Raw genomic sequence first — 18,077 nt, 5'->3', positions numbered from 1 at the left:
AAAAAACCGAGAGATAATTAGTCAATACACAAAGCTTGCTTAGTGGTTTCTTTTGACTTTAATACAGCAAATACTGCTTCCTTACTCCTTTGTAGTAATCCAAACCCTCTGTCCAACTAGCAATGATTTCCTCAGGGCTTTGACCAGCTAAAATCCCTTCTCTTACCGATTTAGTTTTCCAAAGTCGATCCATTCTTCCTTCTTTCCATTCTAGTTGATCTGGATAAAGCCGATACAATGCATCCAACATATAAACTGCCGCTTTTGATGAGGCAAACTCATTTCTGTTTTTTAGTTCAATAAAGGCGCTTGAGCAAGTATCTTCCAAAAACTTAGGAGGGTAAATTTCTATTCCATCTACGATCATTTCTGGTACAAAACTGGCAGAAGTAAACTTTACGCCTTCCAGGTTATAGCTATTCAGTTGCTGTGCCAATTGATCTCCTTTAATCCAAGGCGCCCCAATGTGCTCAAAAGGATGGAGTGTCCCTCTTGCTTCAGATATATTGGTTCCTTCCAGCAGACAGGTCATTGGATAAAAGGCCGCTGTCGTCAAAGTCAACATATTTGGTGAAGGTTTGACCCATGGCAAGCCTGTCTCATCATACCACATTTCCCTACGGTACTCCTTCATGGTAACCACCGTCAAGTCAGCTTTGGCCATTCCCTTTTTACTTCTCTCCTCATTGAACATTTGCGCCAACTCTCCTACCGTCATTCCATGTACCACCGGCAACTGATCAACACCAACGACTGGTTCCCTTTGCTTATCTCCCACTGGCCCATCCACATAGACACCACCTATGGCATTTGGTCTGTCCAGTACCAAATAAGGTATTCCTTGCTCAGCAGCAGCTTCCAAAACATGCATCATGGTAGCAATGTAAGTGTAAAAACGAGCTCCTACATCTTGAATATCAAAAACCAATACATCGATTCCTTCTAGCATTTTAGGTGTGGGCTTTCTAACTTTTCCATAGAGAGAAATTACAGGAAGCCCTGTATTTTTATCCGTACCATCCGCGACATGCGTATCCTCTTCACCACGAATACCATGCTCAGGTCCAAACAACAAAGTCAATTCCACGTCCTTTCGCTCAAAAAGCACATCCACCAAATGACTCCCATCTGGCATCAAGCCCGTATGGTTAGTAACCAATGCCAACTTCTTTCCCTTGATCAATGGGAAAAATTCATCATCAAAAAGCCGCTCTGCACCGATCACCACTCGCTCAGCACTTTCTTTCGCCACTGATCCCTCTTGTTGTTCTTGATGGGAATTACCACCACAAGAGGCTAATAAAGTCCCTATCATTAAAAGCAGGACAAATCTTTTTAAATTATATTTTATTATCATCTTATTTTCTGTTTTCGTGATCAACAATTTTCTATGATTCTTAAAAATTCAGCATTTCAATTTTCCCGTCCATCGTTGCCACTACTAAAGAATGTTCATCTATAACATTCACTGTATTGGCCATGGAATTATCTATTTTATGTGCCCAGTTTATGGTTTTCGTTTTCGGATCAATACTGTAAACGGTACTGTTCTTGGTCCCAAAATAGACCTTGCCGTTCTTTTCTATCAGCATCGACGGCACATGCTCATAACCGAAACCACAGTCTATTTTCCAAGCCAGCTCAGCTTTTTCCTTTCCCGTTTTGAACGCCACGATTTCGTCATTCATCGTCTTACCATATACCAACTCTTTATTTTCAGAGATACCAATTGACTCCCTGACAGTAGCCTCATTACTTCTCCATAATGTTTCGCCAGAATAAGCATCCAATGCTGTAATAAACCGATCAGGCGCCACTAAATAGACCACACCACCTGCAGCTACTGGAATACACATCGCTGGAGAGTACATTCGATTGGGAGATCCATTATCCCATTTCCAGGCTAATTGACCATTTTTTGTATCAAGCGCATAAAGATGCTTGTCCCAAGCTCCAAAATAAATTTTCCCTTCATATAATAATGGTTTACTCACAACCGGTCCTTCTAGCCCACCATATTCCCAAATCTCTTTACCATTCTTCACATTCAAAGCCCTAAACTTTCCATCACTACTTCCAATGAAAACTGTACTTTTTTCGATTAGTGGGCTACCCAAAACAGAGGCTCCTGCCTTGTGCTTCCACACTAACTTTCCATTTTTAACATTAAAGGCATAAGTATGTCCATCTCCCGAGCCCAAAACAACCAAATGCTTAAAGATGGCCGGAGAAGAGAATATTCCTCCTTCTGTCTGGTAAGACCAAACAAGCTCTCCCGTATCCCTTGACAGTGCCTCCACTTTACCTGTGCTATTTCCATAAATAACTAAGCCTGATGTAACCACTGGAGTAGAAATCACATTGGCATCAGAATGGTAGCTCCACCTCTTTTTGACCTGACCATATTGTTGGTTAATACTGTAATCAGGACGCTCAAAACTCTCTCCTTTACTGTAATTATGCTTCCCTAACGCCACTTTACGCCATGGGTCTTCTGTATTTCTTCCTGGAGTTCGTTCAGAAAAATAGGCAGTATCCTGTTCTATTTTCACAATATTATATCCCCCTATTTGATCTTTGGCCCTTAAATTAGACCTGCCCATCACACCAGGAATTCCTTCAAAATCATAAGGTTTATTTCTGTGTCCATGGCCACAAATTGAAAATTGGGTATTGTATTCCTTCAGCCGATCTGTCAACTCAAACCAATTGTCCAAGCTATTGTCAAGAGGATAGTGGTTCACATTGATGATGCGCTGATCCTTGGGAGTAGCTGCTAAAACTGAGTCCATCCAAACCACCGCATCCCTAGGAATGTGTCCGTCTGACATTCTCACATATGGACCGGAAGCTGTCCCAATAAACTTATATCCCTCGTGTTCGAAAACAAACTTATCGTAACCAAACTCACGAATAAAACTCACCCCTCCGGACTCTGACCAGCCCGTATCGTGATTTCCGGGGATAATATAAAATGGGATTTTAAGTTGGCTAATAATTTCATGGGCCTTCTTAATTTCTGAATCAGTACCCATTTCGGTAATGTCACCCGTTAGCAACACAAAGTCTAAATCCGAAAAGGTGTTGATATCATCAACCGTCCTTTGCAAGTCCTCACTGGGAATATCATTTACATCGTTAATGTGAGTATCCGTAACAAAGGCAAACTTGAAATTTTGGGCAAAGACGCCCCCGAACTGCATTACAAACAGTAATGCCAGTAGTTTTTTCATAATGAGGTTTATTTTATGGTGTATCTAGTAGGTTACTTTTTCATGGCTTGATAAACTACTTCCATCACATTAGTGCGGGTATTCAATTTATACAGTTTCGTATTCTCCCGAGTAGGGTGCACGCGGTTTGACAGGAAGATATAAACCAATTTGTTTTCTGGATCTACCCAAGCATAAGTCCCTGTAAAACCTGTATGACCAAAGCTTGTCGCGGGGGCACTTGGGGCTGTATTTCCATTTGGATTTCCTGGCTTGGATGGACGGTCAAAACCCAAAGCCCGGTAATTGTCAGGACAAAACTGACACTTCCCAAACTTGCTAACAGTATTTCCTTTGATCAAATTTTCACCAGCATATGTCCCATCGTTTAGGTAAAGCTGCATCAGTTTCGCCAAGTCATTAGTATCTCCAAAAAGGCCTGCATGGCCACTGATTCCCCCTAACATGGCTGCGCCTTCATCATGGACAGTACTAGCCAGCAATTGCTTCCTAAACAAACTATCATATTCTGTAGGGACTATTCTATCTTTTGAATAATATTTGTATGGGTTGAAAGTAAGTGTGCTTGCTCCCAAATGATGGTAAATATTTTCGTTCAAGTAATTTACAAATCCCTCTCCTGTAATGGCCTCCACTACTTTAGGTGCCAGGATAAATGACAGGTCACTATAGACATATTTTTTATCATTGCTGACGGGAGATTTCATGATCTCCTTATAAATTTTATCCGCATAATTTCGGTGGATATACAAATGGTCAGCTACTTTTGTCGGAAACCTTTTACTGGGATGCTCCTTGAAGGTTGCCCATTTAAAAGACCCATTTTTCCGAACTGTACTTTTCCAGAAAGCGATCCAAGCAGTCAAGCCAGCCTGATGGGTAAGTATGTCTTTATAGACCAAATTTTCTTTATTTGTCCCTCTGGCTATGGGCAAATAAGTCCCAAGTGTATTGTTTTCATCAAACTTCCCTTCTCCTTCCAATTGCATCAAAGCAGCCAAAGAAGTACTGATTTTGGTCACAGAAGCCAAATCATATAAGTCATTAATATCAACAGGAACTTTCTCCTCGTAAGTATGGTAACCAAATGCTTTTCGATAGATTACTTTACCATCCTTTGCCACCAACACAGACGCTCCTGGAATGGCTTTTTCTTTAATCGCTTCATCTACCAATTGCTCAATACCATCCAAATCTTGGTGAGCTATTCCAACAGCCTCTGGCTCTGCATAAGCAAACCTCAAACCTCCTTCTGTGACCAAACCATCACCCAGTGCAAACTTAGAGTTAACTGTTACGGGTAATTTCCCTTTTGCGCCTACACCTCCAAAAACAATCTGGGAGGCCACGTCCTGGGTCAAATCAGATTCTTGGTAGGCAGCAATGATCCCTGCTGCTTGATCCAGATCCTCAAACTTATCCAAACTGTAAACATTTCCAAAAACCGCAACGATCGTAGGCTTATCGTGAATCAATTCTTTCAAAAAGACATTCATTTCAGCAGTAATCCCGAAATTCTTGACACTTGCTTTTAATCCTAAATCGTGCACACCGACAATGACTTTGGTATAGTCCTCCAACAAACCCTTCACCATCAGCAACTCTTCTATCGAGGCATCTTTGGGCACAATTATTTTATCAGCTTCTACATACCTACTCAGCCCTTTTTGAAAGGCAGTTTCCTTGTCAGTACCTAAAGCAACAAATGCCAGCTTCTCCTCAGCTAGTTTTTTGATCGGCAAGACACTGTCTTGGTTTCTCAGCAGAGTCAGTGAAGCCTCCACCAATTGCCTATTTAAGTATTTGGCTTTTGAACTATTGATATCTTCAAAAATATGCTCCATTTCCACGGCCTTCCAATTGTCCAGTCCTAGCCAAGCTTTCGCCTTCAACACTTTCATCACTCGCTTATCCACTTCTTCTTGGGTAATCTCCCCATTCTGGATAGCTTTTTTCACCTCCTCAATGGTCGTTTTTACATCCATGGTGTTGAGCAACATATCGTTCCCCGCAAGCAATGCCTTCACATCCACTATCCCCGGAGGATAGAATTTTGCCACACCTTGCATATTCAAAGCATCAGTAAAAACCAATCCTTCATAGCCAATTTCTCCTTTTAGCAAATCAGTCACGATAGGTTTGGAGAGTGTTGAGGCCAAATTGGGTGTATCATCCAACACAGGAATGCTCATGTGAGCCACCATCACACTTCCCAATCCATTGTTCATTAGTTTTTTGAAAGGATACAACTCTGTGTTCTCAAGTCTTTCTCTTGAAAAACTGATTAAAGGCAATCCCTTGTGCGAGTCCACATTGGTATCTCCATGCCCAGGAAAGTGCTTGGCGTTTGCCAAAATATGTTCATCCTGCATTCCTTCCATATAAGCCATGGCTTTAGAAGTCACGTTCTCTTTCTCTTCACCAAAAGAGCGAAAACCGATCACAGGGTTATTGGCATTATTGTTAATATCTACAACCGGTGCAAAATTGATATTCACTCCAATTCGCTTGCATTGGCGTGCGATTTCGCTTCCCATTTCATAAATCAAACTTTCATCCTCAATACCGCCAAGAGCCATTTGGTAGGGAAAACTCATGGTACTATCCAGACGCATGCCCAAGCCCCACTCTGCATCGATGGATATCATCAAAGGGACCTTGCTAAGCTTTTGGTAACGATTGGTCATGCTGGCCTGCCTTCCAGGACCACCTTGAAAAAATATCAAACCTCCAACCTTGTATTTTTCCACCAATGAGGCAATGGAGTCCTCATGTACCCTATCCCTATTGGAATAAACCGGAATCATGATCAACTGCGCAATTCTCTCTTCAGGGCTCATTGATTGAAAAACAGAATCTGCCCACTGGCTTTTTTCCTTTAAAAAAGGAATTTTGGTGGTCACCGAATCTTGCTGTCCAAGAACCTGAAAGGCTACCCCTAGCAGAAGCGCCGCTAAAATCCCTCTTTTTAACAAATCGTATTTCATTCTATATTTTAGTTAATCTTTATTTCACTTAAGCAATTAATTGGCTTTGATCTAGAAAGCAATTTGTTCTGAAGAGTCAATTCTTCTTTTCGTTTCTAAAGGTCAAAAGCTAATCTCCACTCCAATGTGTCATCATCAATATAGCTCCTGCAGTACCATCCATCGTCGGCTCATTGGTGCTGTAATCTCCTACATCATCGTGATACACTACATGATCATTCTGAAAGGCCGCGAACTCATCCTTATTTTCCAAGTGCAAGCCAATAAGGTTATTATAAATGGATGCATATACAGGCCCATCTACCAATCCACCAGGCACCTTTAAGCCCAGTAAAACATATAAACTGGTATGAACATCTTCCGGCGAATTTTCCCAATCAGGCATTCCCGTAAACATCGTTGTTCCCCAAGGGTTCCTCCCAAACAGCCAATCTTTCTGGCTACTTAAATAAGCACTGAACTGTTGGTCACCACTCATTTTCTCATATAGGATTATCTGGGTAATCAAGCCTGTCATCAGGTTATTGGAACACCAAATAAAAGGCACTCCAACTTCGAAAGGATTCATTTTAGCCCGGCCCATGGTGTATTGGATTCCTTGAAGGTAATAGTTTTCCAGCTTACTTTTAAAATCTTCATCTACGAGACCATGAAGCACATAATGTCCCATATTGATAAAAGGGTAAAGCCTGTAATGATCTGCTGAGTCTGCAACCGTCCAAGAATCTGTTGTATTGCTCATCTGGGCATAGGATTTGGCTTGATCAAGGTAATCATTTTCATGGGTAGTTTTATAGAGTTCCGCTGCACCCCATTCCATGTCGTCCGCCCAAGTGGATTCATTATACCGATAAGGAGCACTGTAAGAATTACCCTGCTGATATCCTTCCATCTTCCTTCCCAAATCATACAGACTTAGCGCTGCCTTCTTGCAAGTAGCAGCGAATAAAGTATCTTGCAAATCGTTTTTCCAAATTCTCGCTGCCAGAGCAAAAGCGGCTGCACTTCTCCCTGCCAAATTAGCCACACCAGTGGCCTCACTTTTATATTTTTGAAGCCCTTGAGGCTCTCCTGTTGCAAAATAAACGGGGCGATAACTATTGGCTCCCCAGCCATATTCTGAATTATCCTGATCGGGGATCTTATATCCTTTATGGTCTCTATCATCAGCCACCTGATGAAAAAGTTGATCTGGCTGGGGGTGCATCTTGAGCATCCAGTCCAAACCCCACTTGGCCTCATCCAGCACATCTGGGATTCCATTTTTACTTGGTTGCCCCATGGCGTTGAATTGGTCTTTAAAACGCTCTGGGTACATTTCATAAGCCAGCAACATATGGGCTGTGGCATAGCTGGACGTAATCAAATATTTTAACTGATCCCCCGCATCGTGCCAACCTCCACTGACATCTACGTAGGTACTGTCTGGCATAGGACCAAAAAATGTTCGCCCATCTCTTTGGTGGCAAACCATATCCAAAGTGGGATTATAGCCACACCTTTGCTGCCTCATAAAAGCCAATAAAGTTTCTTGCTGGTGAGCATAAACTTGCTCTCCGATTTGAAAAGAAGAAGATTGAATAACGGTGTTTTTACTTCGTAAAAAATACACTCCTTCTTGCTGTACTTCTGAAAAATCAATGGTGTAATAACAAAAGTCTCCCCAAGCATCTGTTTTGTCCTTTTGAGGTTTTATCGTCAAAACAGTTTCACCCGTTCCTTCATTGATTAAAATAAACTTCTCCTTGATAGGCGTTTTAGAAAAAACAACACCGATTTTCTCTTCCTCAGGTAAATACCCCATCTTGTTCAAGCGAATATAAACTTCCCCTGACGCTTCAAAAGGTGTGCTTGCCCAACTCATTACAGTCAAAAAGGAAATCAATAAGGATAACATAAACAGGTTTAATTCTTAGGGTTCAATAATGTTTCAATGGTTACAAACTGGTAACCTTTATTTTCCAATTCTTTGATCAACCGAGGAAGAAGATTGTAAAATTTATCTTCTCTCTTAGGGCCTACTCCAATGTGCAGCAATAATATGAAGCCATTCAGTCCATTTGATTGTTCATAATTTACTATGCTTTCAAATATCTCCTGGCTGGGCACATAATTGGGCATTGTCGGATCAGTATAATCAGCATTTGACCTTGTACCTGGTGTAAAGTTAATCAACTGTAATCCCCAATCTTTAGTCCACTGACCAATAGAGTCATTGTACCACTCATAAGACGGAAGATAGTATTGGGCACTTGATTTAGGAATTCCTCTTTTGCGCATTTCCTTGTAATTCGCGGCTAAATCACTTTTAAATTCTTCCTTGTCGACCAAAAGACTATCTCTATTTCCCCAAGCACAGTACAACAAATGTTGGTTAGAATGAGCCCCTAGATAATGACCATCTTCTTTGATTTTTTCTATCAGACTTTGGAATTTCGGGTTTCTATAGAAATCTCCTGTAAAGAAAAAGGAGGCTTTGACTGTGCTGTCTTTCAATATTTTTGAAATATGGCCTCCTCCTTCGGCATATTCATGTCCAGTAAACACTAATGCGATTTGCTTTTGATTTTGATTTCCTCGAGTAATCGCTCCAAAAGAGTAAGTGAACGTTTCTTCCGTTTGAGCCTTCACTCCAATCACTATGGATAGAAAGAATAAAAGAAGGCATCCAACTATCAAACCCTTTCCATATGTATTTTTGAGATCAACCACTTTGAGTAAAAATCTGAAAAATGCCCCTCTTTTCATAATGAAAAGAAGGGCATACCTAACAAACATTCAACTAAATGAATCTCTTATTGCTCCCAACCTGGGTTTTGCTCCAAGGTCACGCCATGTTCAGCGTACAGGGTAATTTGATCCAATGGTACCGGATCCAAATAAACTTTTGGATCTTCAAATCTCCTTTGGGATGCTGCTGCTGTGGAAGGGATAATGTAGCCTGTTTCCCCATCAGTCAACGTAACGCTACTCTGCAGACCAGGATAATCTGCCTTGTCAATCCAAGCTCCTCTATTGATATCTACATTAGCTTCTGTATCAGTATATTCCAATTTCTCCCAACGCTTCAAATCATCCAGTCTAAAGCCTTCCATCATCAACTCAACTCTTCTTTCTCTTCTGATTTCCCAAATCAAAGAAGGAACACTTGAATCTCTACTTGGGTCATCATAAACCACACCGTTTACTGCAGGGTTTGTTCCTACGAGCATCAAATGAGGCATTTCAACTCCTGGACGATCCCTCAAAACATTTACCGACATATCCAAGTCCGCCTGGGTCATGGCACTGCCACCAACTGTCCCCAATTCAGCTACTGCCTCAGCATAGTTCATCAGTACCTCTCCAAATCTCAAAACAGGAGAATCAGTATAGTTCAAATTGGAGCTTCCTTCTGGTTCATCCATAATTTCTTCATTCAAGAATTTAAGGGTAGCGTAACCAGTTGTACTGTAGTTAGGAAGAATCCCGTTCAATCGGAGTTCATCTGTCACCAAAGTTTCATAGATTCTTCCATCTCTATTCGCCATCACATTTTCAATGCCATGATCTCCTTGATAAGCAGGGGAAAGGCTGATAGGCAATCCATCATTGGCCAAGTAAGATTCAACCGCATCCTTTGATACACCAGTTTGAGGTTCTTTGTTGTTGTAGCTATTAAGTGCATGAGTGATCAAACCTGGCTCATAGTGTCTGTAAAGGATTACTTCTGAATTTCCTGACAGGTTAAGCGAAGTAAACACTTCTCTGTAATTGCCCAGCGAATAATTTCCAGCAGAAATCAATTCATTGGAAGCCCATTTGGAAGCTTCTAGGTAAGTTTTTGCTTTAGCCGCATTTCCTTCTTGGTATTTCTGCCATGTACCTTCAAACAACATGATGCGAGACATAAATGCCAATACGACATCTCTGTTAACTGCCAGGCCAGGCGTACCATCATTCTGACGAACATTCTCAGCCGCAAATTGAAGATCGGCCATTACATTGTCCATCACCAATTCTCTTGGATCGCGAGGTTTGTACAACATCGCTTCATCGGATTCGCTCAATTCTTCATCATACCACGGCACATCACCGAATTGTTTCACCAAGTCATGGTATTCCAAGGCCCTGAAGAACCTGGCCACCCCAGACCAATGGTTGATGGCTTCATCACCCATTGGTACAGTTTGGATTCTCTGCAAATAAATATTGGCTTTCCTTACCCAGGCAAATGTCCAATAGGAACTTGTCGCGGCAGTAGGTACATTTTGTCTAAACTGTGATGGGCTGCTTGGGCCAAAGTCATCGTTCAAACTTTGTCCTGAGAAAAATTTTCCCCAAGAATACCCTGAACCATATCCGCTGAAATAAGCGGTATAAAACCCGTAGGAAAAACTCCTTACATTGTCTTCACTGGTCCAATAGGTTTCATCTGTCAGCTGATCCAATGGTGGCTTCTCTAGAAAGTCATCACAGCTCACCAAAGTAAAGACAGCTACTAATATGCTTAATATTTTAATTTTCATGATTCAGCTTTTTATAGTGTTATCTGTAAACCGAAAGATAGGTTTCTGCTGTATGGATACACCCTTCCAAAAGTATTGGAGTCGTTGCTACCCGCTGAAGTATAATCCACTTCTGGGTCAATTGGTAATTCCAGGTTATCAATTTCGAAAAGGTTTTCTCCACTGAAGTACACCCTTACTTTTTCAATCTTCCATTTTGAAAGCAATGATTGTGGAAGCGAATATCCAATCGTAACATTTTTCATTCTCATGTAAGACATATCCAAAAGATACCTGGTTTGTCTTAGGAAATTCCGGCTGTTGCTTGATTGTCCTTGATCAGTAGGTCTTGGGTAGAAAGCGTCTGGATTCTCTGGCGACCAGTAATCCAATTGGTGAGCAAACCATGCTTCTCCTGGTCTATACCCAGGCACGAAAATTGGCCCGTTTGCCCAGTAATCACGCTTACCTACTCCTTGAATAAAGAAACTGAAGTCAATACCTTTGTAATCTCCACCTAATCTCAATCCATATTGGTAGCGAGGTGTAGAGTTACCAATTACTTTCAAATCACCATGATCATCTACCGTATTGGATCCATAAGTAATCTCGCCATCTCCATCCAAGTCTTTGTATTTCACATCACCAGGACCATAAAAGAACCAACCACTTTCGAATAATGACTGTGAAGGAATTCCTTCTTTCAACACATATTTGCCATTTTCAAGCAACAAGTCTCCATTGCCATCTTTTACAAAGTCATCTTCAGTAAAAAGTCTGTCTGTTTCATAACCCCAGATTTCTCCTAAAGTTCTTCCTGCCCGGTTGGAATAAATGCTTTTGTTATCAGCAAACTCAGTAATGCGCTCTTGGAAGTCAGAAAGCATGGCTGTTGCATTTAAGTTCAGCCCGTTTCCAAATGAATGGCTGTAATCAATTGCCAATTCCCAACCTGTGGTCTCCAATTCACCTAAGTTTTGCTTGGTGGCACTGGTACCATAAGATGCCGGAAGTACTTCACCTGCACTGTGCATGTCACTGGTCGTTCTGCGGTACCAGTCAGCCGTAACGCCCAACTTATCCTGGAAGAACCTAGCGTCAAAACCAAAATCCAAAGTAGTTACTGTTTCCCAAGTCAAGGAAGACGGCAAGGCTCCTGGAGTTCCAAAGGTCAACTGATTGTCACTTCCATCAAGCCACCCGGAGGAGTACGAGCCCATTATTCTATAGATATCACTCAAATAGGCATTTTGGTTACCAATAGCTCCCCATGATGCCCTTAGCTTTAAGAAAGACATAACATCTGTAACTGGCTCCATAAATGGCTCTTCAGAAATTGCATAACCAGCAGACATGGAAGGGAAAAACGCCCACCTTTCAGTTGGTGAAAGTCTAGATGATCCATCATAGCGGCCATTCAATTCCAAGAAGTACTTGCCTTTATAGTTATAGTTAATCCTACTGAATCCACCCATCGTGGACCATTGATTTCTGTCACCGCTTACAAATTGATCTCCAGATGCCAATGCCAGTTCACCACGATCTAAGTCCATCAAGTCTCTTCTTTGTGAACTTTGCATCCAGTATTCATAAGCTTCAATATCACCACCCAACATAAATTTGAAAGCATGGTCTCCAAACTGCTTGTCGTAAGTACCAAATAGTTTTCCTACATTTCTGTTGCTCCAAGTAGAAATGTACTGCACTCTGTTGTAAGAGGCACTGCTGTAAGGTGCATATTCCAAATTAGCTCCTGTAGACCAGAAATTATAAGCACTGACTACACCACCAGTTTCATGATCATGGTAATTGTTGGAATCAAAAGTATAATTCGCATTGATGGACAATCCCTCAATTGGACGAATTGTCGTACCCAAGTTAATTCTACTTAGTGAAGTGTTTTCCTGGTTCATTTTTGCTTGCGTAACCTCCGTTACAGCACTTCTAAATGGATAGCCTTCATACGTGCCATATGGATAAGTTTTTGGCCATCTGAATAGGTAATACCATGGATCATAAGTTTCACTGCTGAAGTAAAACGGTCTGGTGAAATTGGTTTTGCTGTAAAGTACCTTACCTCTTACCTCCATCCAATCTGTCACTTGAGTATTAACACTCAAGTCCATAGAATAACGGTTAAATTCATCAGGGTTTACTTTTAGCACACCATTTTGGCCTAAGTAACCAACACCTAGTCGATAACTGGTTTTATCGCTACCTCCTGATACTGAAAGGTCATGCTTTTGCTGAGGTGTCCAATCTTTCATGAACATTTCTCCTGCATCCCAAGGTCTGTAGAAAAACAATCTTCCATCACGTATTTCAAAGTCTCTACCTAAGACCATTTCATCACCAAGGTTCTGACCGCCATATTGTTGCTCCCATTCCCTCATTTTCTGAATACCAATCTCATCAAAGTACATTCCCACCACCCCAAATACGTTGGTAGAAGGGTTTGTTCTCTGCAAGGCCTTGAAAGCCATTTCTGCTCCTTCTGCAGCTGGCGCAATTACAGGCGTCTTAGTAGGTGTTGCCCATGAAAAGTTATTGGAGTAATTGATTTTTGGAGATTCTCCTTTTTTACCCGTCTTGGTCGTGATCAAAATCACCCCCCAAGCACCTCTGGAACCATAAATGGAGGCAGATGCAGCATCCTTCAAAACAGAGATTGACTCTATATCCTCAGGGTTGATCATTTGAAGGTTTGGAACCTCTACGTTATCCACCAAGATCAACGGCTGGGCACCTCCTGAATTACTCAAAGTTCCGGTCATACCTCTTAATCTGATTTGCGGATTCTGGCCGATCTGCCCACTAGGAGTGGTAATGGTCAAGCCCGGAGTCGTTCCCTGGAGGCCACGACCCACATCCGTAATCGGTCTTGATTCCAGCACTTCCGTGTCCACTGTAGCCACAGCTCCGGTCAGGTCACTTCGCTTTTGTGTACCATAACCTACCACCACTACTTCTTCCAATGACTTGGCTTCAGCCTCCAATGCCACATCGATCGTACTTGCTGATCCCACAGTAACTTCCTGAGGAATCATCCCAATAAAACTGAAAACCAACACATCTCCTTGCTCCACGTTGATGCGGTAAGCACCATCAATGTCCGAGGAAACGCCTTGGGTAGTCCCTTTGACCAAGATGCTTACTCCAGGTAAAGTCGTTCCATCTTCCGCACTGGTGACCGTACCGGAAACATTTACCGATTGGGCCATTACTTGAAAATGGAACAGGAGAAAACAAATCGCTCCTAAGAAACAGCGTAAAAGTTTTTTCATGTTTAACATTTTAGATAATTAGTTAAGTGAATTATTTGTCTCAACAAAAGCATAATGACATTGGATTTTTGAAATGATTTTGGGCTTATTGCTAATCACCCAAAGCACTCTACTTTTATTGTTTGGTCAAATTTTTCTAAAAAATGCAGCGATTCCATCCCTGAAAACAGGGATATTATCAAATCACCATTAAACCCTTAAGCCTAAACACCAATGGGTTATATAAAAAAACAGGTCACAAAAATTAGCTTCTGTGACCTGTGTGTACGATAACACATTTCATCAAACTTATTTGGAAGGAGGTGTTTTTAGCCCCATATCTTCCAGTCTCTTTCTGATCTTTTTCATAAACTTTTGACCAGGATCTGTCTTTACCGTCCTATAGCCTTCATCTATTTCCTTCCACAATTCATGCCCTTCAAAAGCGGTGTATTCATAATGACCGATCACATATTGGATATCATATTTCCTTTTTAGGTGTCGGACCAACCGTTCATTGGCCTTAAGCTGGGCGTTCGTCAATGGAGCATCACCGCCCCCCACATTCTCCACCCCAATTGCACAATGATTCAGACCAATCACATGTCTCGCCATAATTGTATCTGGTAGTTGGCGAAAAATCGTTCCGTCACGATCAATTAAATAGTGGGAAGAAACATTCAAAGCACTGGCTGCTGCAATACCGGTTCTGCTCCCAGGCAGATGCACTGGATTCATCGCATCAAAAGATCTCTCTAAATCAGGAATTGCCGTCCAATGCAATACAATCATTTTTGGTTCAATGGTAGGCTCTTCCTGAACCATCCCATAGTGATCTTCCATATATTTTAAAGAAAGCGCTCTCCGTTCTGTATCATAGTGAATGGATTTATCAAAAACCCGATAGGTTGCTTTGGAACATGCGGCTAAAAGAACCGTAATTACCAAAGTCAATAGTGTATTTAATCGAACAGTACCCATTTATCAAATTTATTTTTAGACATTTATTTACATATAACTTTTAGTTATACCACTTCAATCTGAGAATTTAATTATTTTTCCGCTATCCCTGAAAACAGTGATTTTTCATAAACCACTGTTTTCAGCACAATATCCAAAAACCCACCTAATTTTGATTTCAATAAGGATTTGTGTCTAGTTTGGCTACATTATTATCTTTTGCATAAATTACCATTGGTGTAAATTCTATTCTAAAAAAGCATATATTAAGGTTAATTTATTTTTAAGCTATTATTTCTATTAAATGCTTCACAACAACCGACCCTAAATTAGTTTATCATGATCAATGTATTAATTGCAGACGACCACCAAATGTTTATCGATGGACTCAAAGCCATGCTAGGTGATATCCCTGGTATCAAAGTAGTAGGCGAAGCTATGAACGGTAAAGAGGCCATTGATTATTGTGATCTTAGCCCGGTGGATATTGTGATCATGGATATCAATATGCCGATTATGGATGGTGTGGAAGCCACCAAAAAACTTTTAAAATCACATAAAGCCTTAAAAGTACTTGGGCTATCCATGCACAATGACCGGCATTTTATTTCGGATATGCTTAAAACTGGTGCCCAAGGCTATATCTTAAAAAATACCGGAAAAAAAGATCTGATCGAAGCCATTCAAACCCTTCACAACGGGGGAACTTACCTTGGAGAGGAAGTCAGTAAAACTTTGCTGAGCAGCTTTATGAAAAAGACCGGGAAGATGCAAGTCAATGAAAAACTGTCTGACCGTGAGATGGAAGTATTGAGCTGCATTGCCAATGGCCTAACCACACAGGAAATCGGTGAACAACTTTTCATTAGTAAGAACACTGTGGAAACCCATCGTAAAAATCTGCTCTATAAACTCCAAGCAAAAAATACTGCTGAACTGGTTAACAATGCCTACAAAAAAGGATTAATCAGGTAATCAATCCTAGCTAACAATAGTGATTGAAATATAGTCAGACATTATAAGAGAAATCTACCAGCCCTAGTGATATTGTTTACTTTTAGAACAATATCCTTTTCCTTGGTATCTAAATATTATTATACTTTTTATAATCGTTATAGCTCTCGCTACCTATTCCCTTCATGGCTAAATCCCTATTTTCAGGGATTTAGGACATCAAATATCTTTTGATATTTGTATATTAATTGATCGATTTAAGTTGAAAAATCTTTTCAATGGTAAATCGCCCCCAAACCCCTTTTCAGTGATGCGCAGAATCTCTATTACAAGTCTTATCTTGACTTTAGCAGCTTTCATCTATGCTTGCTCCCCGAATCCCTATCGGGCCATAAACAAGCAGCATAAAAAACAAGTAAAAGCCCAAACTCAAAAAATAGCTAAAATTCCTGAAGTTAAGCAGGAAGGAGACACCACCAATGTTACTGACCTTTGGGTAGGCACCACCAATTTCAGTATTCGAAAACCCAATTTTGTTATCATCCACCACACGGCCCAGGATTCTCTGGAGCAAACTATTAGAACTTTTACCTTAAGCCGTACCCAAGTTAGTTCACATTATGTGGTCAGCAAAGATGGAGAGATTGTCCAGATGCTCAATGACTACCTTCGTTCGTGGCATGCCGGCAGAGGGAAGTGGGGGCATGATACAGACCTGAACAGTTCGTCCATAGGGATTGAGTTGGACAACAATGGTTCTGAGCCATTTACAGAAGCTCAAATTGAAAGTCTGCTGCGATTATTAAAGCGACTAAAAGAGGATTACAATATCCCTACAGCCAACTTTATTGGCCATGCCGACATTGCTCCCGCCAGAAAAGTGGATCCTAGTGCTTATTTTCCATGGAAAAGATTAGCTGAAGAAGGATACGGGCTTTGGTATGATGATTACCTAATGATGGAAATAGATGTACCTACAGCGCTTGGAACCTATACCACAGAAACAGTGATGTTGGAAACTGTCCCAGATCACTTTGACCCTAAGGAAGCCTTACGCATCATCGGCTATGACACCAGTGACCTGAGCTCGGCAATAAGGGCTTTTAAAATTCACTTTATCCAAACAGATACAAGTGGGGAACTAAAAGAAAATGACATTAGAGTACTGCATAACTTGTATAAAAAGTACTTGTAAAGACAATACAGTGATTGTATCAAATCCCTATTTTCAGGGATGCTTGAAGGATCATTTAGAAACATCTTTGTATCATAAGTGATACTGAGGTATAGTGTAATCACCCATTTTGCCAAATAAATTCGATAATATGCTATTAATTGCGGATAGTGGATCTACCAAAACAGATTGGAGGTTAGTGGATGAGGAGGGAAAAACCATCAACTCTGTGCAATGCAAGGGCTTGAACCCTTACTTTTTGACGGAAGCAGAAATCGCTAAAATCATTAAAAATGAAGTCACTCCCATTGCTTCGGAGGTTGACAAAGTCATCTTTTATGGAGCTGGATGTGGGCTTCCTGTAAAGGTAGAACAAGTCAAATCAGCAATCGAGTCTGTTATATCTGTCAAATACCCTACAGAAGTTTATGGTGACATCTTAGGAGCTGCAAGAAGCCTTCTCCAAGATCAAAAAGGGATAACCTGCATTTTGGGCACTGGTGCCAATTCCTGCGTCTATGATGGCCATGAAATCATCAACAATGTCCCCTCGCTAGGATATATTTTGGCAGACTGGGGCAGCGGCACTGTTTTATGTAAAGACCTGATTGCATTGATTCTTCAACAAAAACTGGATCCAGAGATCATTGCTGATTTCCATGCTACCTTTGATATGGATACCAGGCAGATCTTGGATAAAATTTACAACAAACCACAAGCTAACCGCTTTCTGGCATCATTTACACCTTTTTTGTTAAAGCATGCAGACAATCCCTCCTGCCAAGACATTATTAAAGATAATTTCAGAAAGTTTTTCGACTATTATGTAATTCCTTACGGGCCTCAAAACATGGACTTACCCATTAGCTTTACAGGCTCCATTGCTTACCATTTCTGTGATTTTCTAGAAGAAGTGGCGACTGAATTTGGAATCAAAATCAAAAGCATTGTACAACACCCTATGAGCGGCCTGGTCAAATACCATTGTCAAACCGTTCCAGCTATAAAGTAACCCCAAT

The 18,077-nt window shown here is 41.0% G+C and carries 11 protein-coding genes; 3 read left to right on the top strand and 8 right to left on the bottom strand.

The genetic code is table 11. The features are described 5' to 3' along the window. Nucleotides 1-58: 58 nt before the first annotated feature. From JL001_RS09785 to JL001_RS09750, 8 genes are all read right to left on the bottom strand, one after another. Nucleotides 59-1,357 carry an exo-beta-N-acetylmuramidase NamZ domain-containing protein gene (locus tag JL001_RS09785; protein ID WP_200975910.1) on the bottom strand — a complete coding sequence of 433 codons (1,299 nt, stop codon included), beginning with the start codon at nt 1,355-1,357 and terminating at the stop codon, nt 59-61. Nucleotides 1,358-1,397: 40 nt separating this feature from the next. Next, nucleotides 1,398-3,233, bottom strand: coding sequence for a PQQ-binding-like beta-propeller repeat protein (locus tag JL001_RS09780; protein WP_200975909.1), 1,836 nt, complete (start codon nt 3,231-3,233; stop codon nt 1,398-1,400). Between the two features lie 32 nt (nt 3,234-3,265). Further along, a complete protein-coding gene (locus tag JL001_RS09775) occupies nt 3,266-6,220 on the bottom strand; it encodes a glycoside hydrolase family 3 N-terminal domain-containing protein (protein WP_200975908.1) in 2,955 nt (984 codons plus the stop codon). A 109-nt stretch (nt 6,221-6,329) separates the two neighbouring features. Then, on the bottom strand, nt 6,330-8,117 hold the full coding sequence (locus tag JL001_RS09770) for a glycoside hydrolase family 9 protein (RefSeq protein ID WP_200975907.1): 1,788 nt from the start codon (nt 8,115-8,117) through the stop codon (nt 6,330-6,332). 8 nt (nt 8,118-8,125) lie between these two features. Continuing rightward, nucleotides 8,126-8,968: a polysaccharide deacetylase family protein gene (locus tag JL001_RS09765; protein WP_200975906.1), complete on the bottom strand. Its 843-nt coding sequence runs from the start codon at nt 8,966-8,968 to the stop codon at nt 8,126-8,128. 47 nt (nt 8,969-9,015) lie between these two features. Continuing rightward, nucleotides 9,016-10,728, bottom strand: coding sequence for a RagB/SusD family nutrient uptake outer membrane protein (locus JL001_RS09760; RefSeq protein WP_200975905.1), 1,713 nt, complete (start codon nt 10,726-10,728; stop codon nt 9,016-9,018). An 11-nt stretch (nt 10,729-10,739) separates the two neighbouring features. Then, entirely contained in the window at nt 10,740-13,991 is a 3,252-nt protein-coding gene (locus JL001_RS09755; protein ID WP_236252766.1) for a TonB-dependent receptor, read from the bottom strand. A 288-nt stretch (nt 13,992-14,279) separates the two neighbouring features. Further along, nucleotides 14,280-14,951: an N-acetylmuramoyl-L-alanine amidase gene (locus JL001_RS09750; RefSeq protein ID WP_200975903.1), complete on the bottom strand. Its 672-nt coding sequence runs from the start codon at nt 14,949-14,951 to the stop codon at nt 14,280-14,282. A 318-nt stretch (nt 14,952-15,269) separates the two neighbouring features. Here JL001_RS09750 and JL001_RS09745 point away from each other — a divergent pair, with 318 nt between their 5' ends. From JL001_RS09745 to JL001_RS09735, 3 genes are all read left to right on the top strand, one after another. Then, entirely contained in the window at nt 15,270-15,905 is a 636-nt protein-coding gene (locus JL001_RS09745; protein ID WP_200975902.1) for a response regulator transcription factor, read from the top strand. A 289-nt stretch (nt 15,906-16,194) separates the two neighbouring features. After that, nucleotides 16,195-17,079 carry an N-acetylmuramoyl-L-alanine amidase gene (locus JL001_RS09740; protein WP_200975901.1) on the top strand — a complete coding sequence of 295 codons (885 nt, stop codon included), beginning with the start codon at nt 16,195-16,197 and terminating at the stop codon, nt 17,077-17,079. Between the two features lie 130 nt (nt 17,080-17,209). Beyond that, entirely contained in the window at nt 17,210-18,070 is an 861-nt protein-coding gene (locus JL001_RS09735; protein WP_200975900.1) for an N-acetylglucosamine kinase, read from the top strand. The last annotated feature ends 7 nt before the right edge of the window (nt 18,071-18,077 follow it).

This window comes from Echinicola sp. 20G (assembly GCF_015533855.1).
Classification (GTDB): domain Bacteria; phylum Bacteroidota; class Bacteroidia; order Cytophagales; family Cyclobacteriaceae; genus Echinicola.
This window is presented reverse-complemented; position numbering and strand designations above follow the sequence as displayed.

Bases quoted from the DNA above. Each gene is read 5' to 3' on its own strand.
- JL001_RS09785 (WP_200975910.1), bottom strand. From the start codon at position 1,357: ATGATAATAAAATATAATTTAAAAAGATTTGTCCTGCTTTTAATGATA.
- JL001_RS09780 (WP_200975909.1), bottom strand. From the start codon at position 3,233: ATGAAAAAACTACTGGCATTACTGTTTGTAATGCAGTTCGGGGGCGTC.
- JL001_RS09775 (WP_200975908.1), bottom strand. From the start codon at position 6,220: ATGAAATACGATTTGTTAAAAAGAGGGATTTTAGCGGCGCTTCTGCTA.
- JL001_RS09770 (WP_200975907.1), bottom strand. From the start codon at position 8,117: ATGTTATCCTTATTGATTTCCTTTTTGACTGTAATGAGTTGGGCAAGC.
- JL001_RS09765 (WP_200975906.1), bottom strand. From the start codon at position 8,968: ATGAAAAGAGGGGCATTTTTCAGATTTTTACTCAAAGTGGTTGATCTC.
- JL001_RS09760 (WP_200975905.1), bottom strand. From the start codon at position 10,728: ATGAAAATTAAAATATTAAGCATATTAGTAGCTGTCTTTACTTTGGTG.
- JL001_RS09755 (WP_236252766.1), bottom strand. From the start codon at position 13,991: ATGAAAAAACTTTTACGCTGTTTCTTAGGAGCGATTTGTTTTCTCCTG.
- JL001_RS09750 (WP_200975903.1), bottom strand. From the start codon at position 14,951: ATGGGTACTGTTCGATTAAATACACTATTGACTTTGGTAATTACGGTT.
- JL001_RS09745 (WP_200975902.1), top strand. From the start codon at position 15,270: ATGATCAATGTATTAATTGCAGACGACCACCAAATGTTTATCGATGGA.
- JL001_RS09740 (WP_200975901.1), top strand. From the start codon at position 16,195: ATGCGCAGAATCTCTATTACAAGTCTTATCTTGACTTTAGCAGCTTTC.
- JL001_RS09735 (WP_200975900.1), top strand. From the start codon at position 17,210: ATGCTATTAATTGCGGATAGTGGATCTACCAAAACAGATTGGAGGTTA.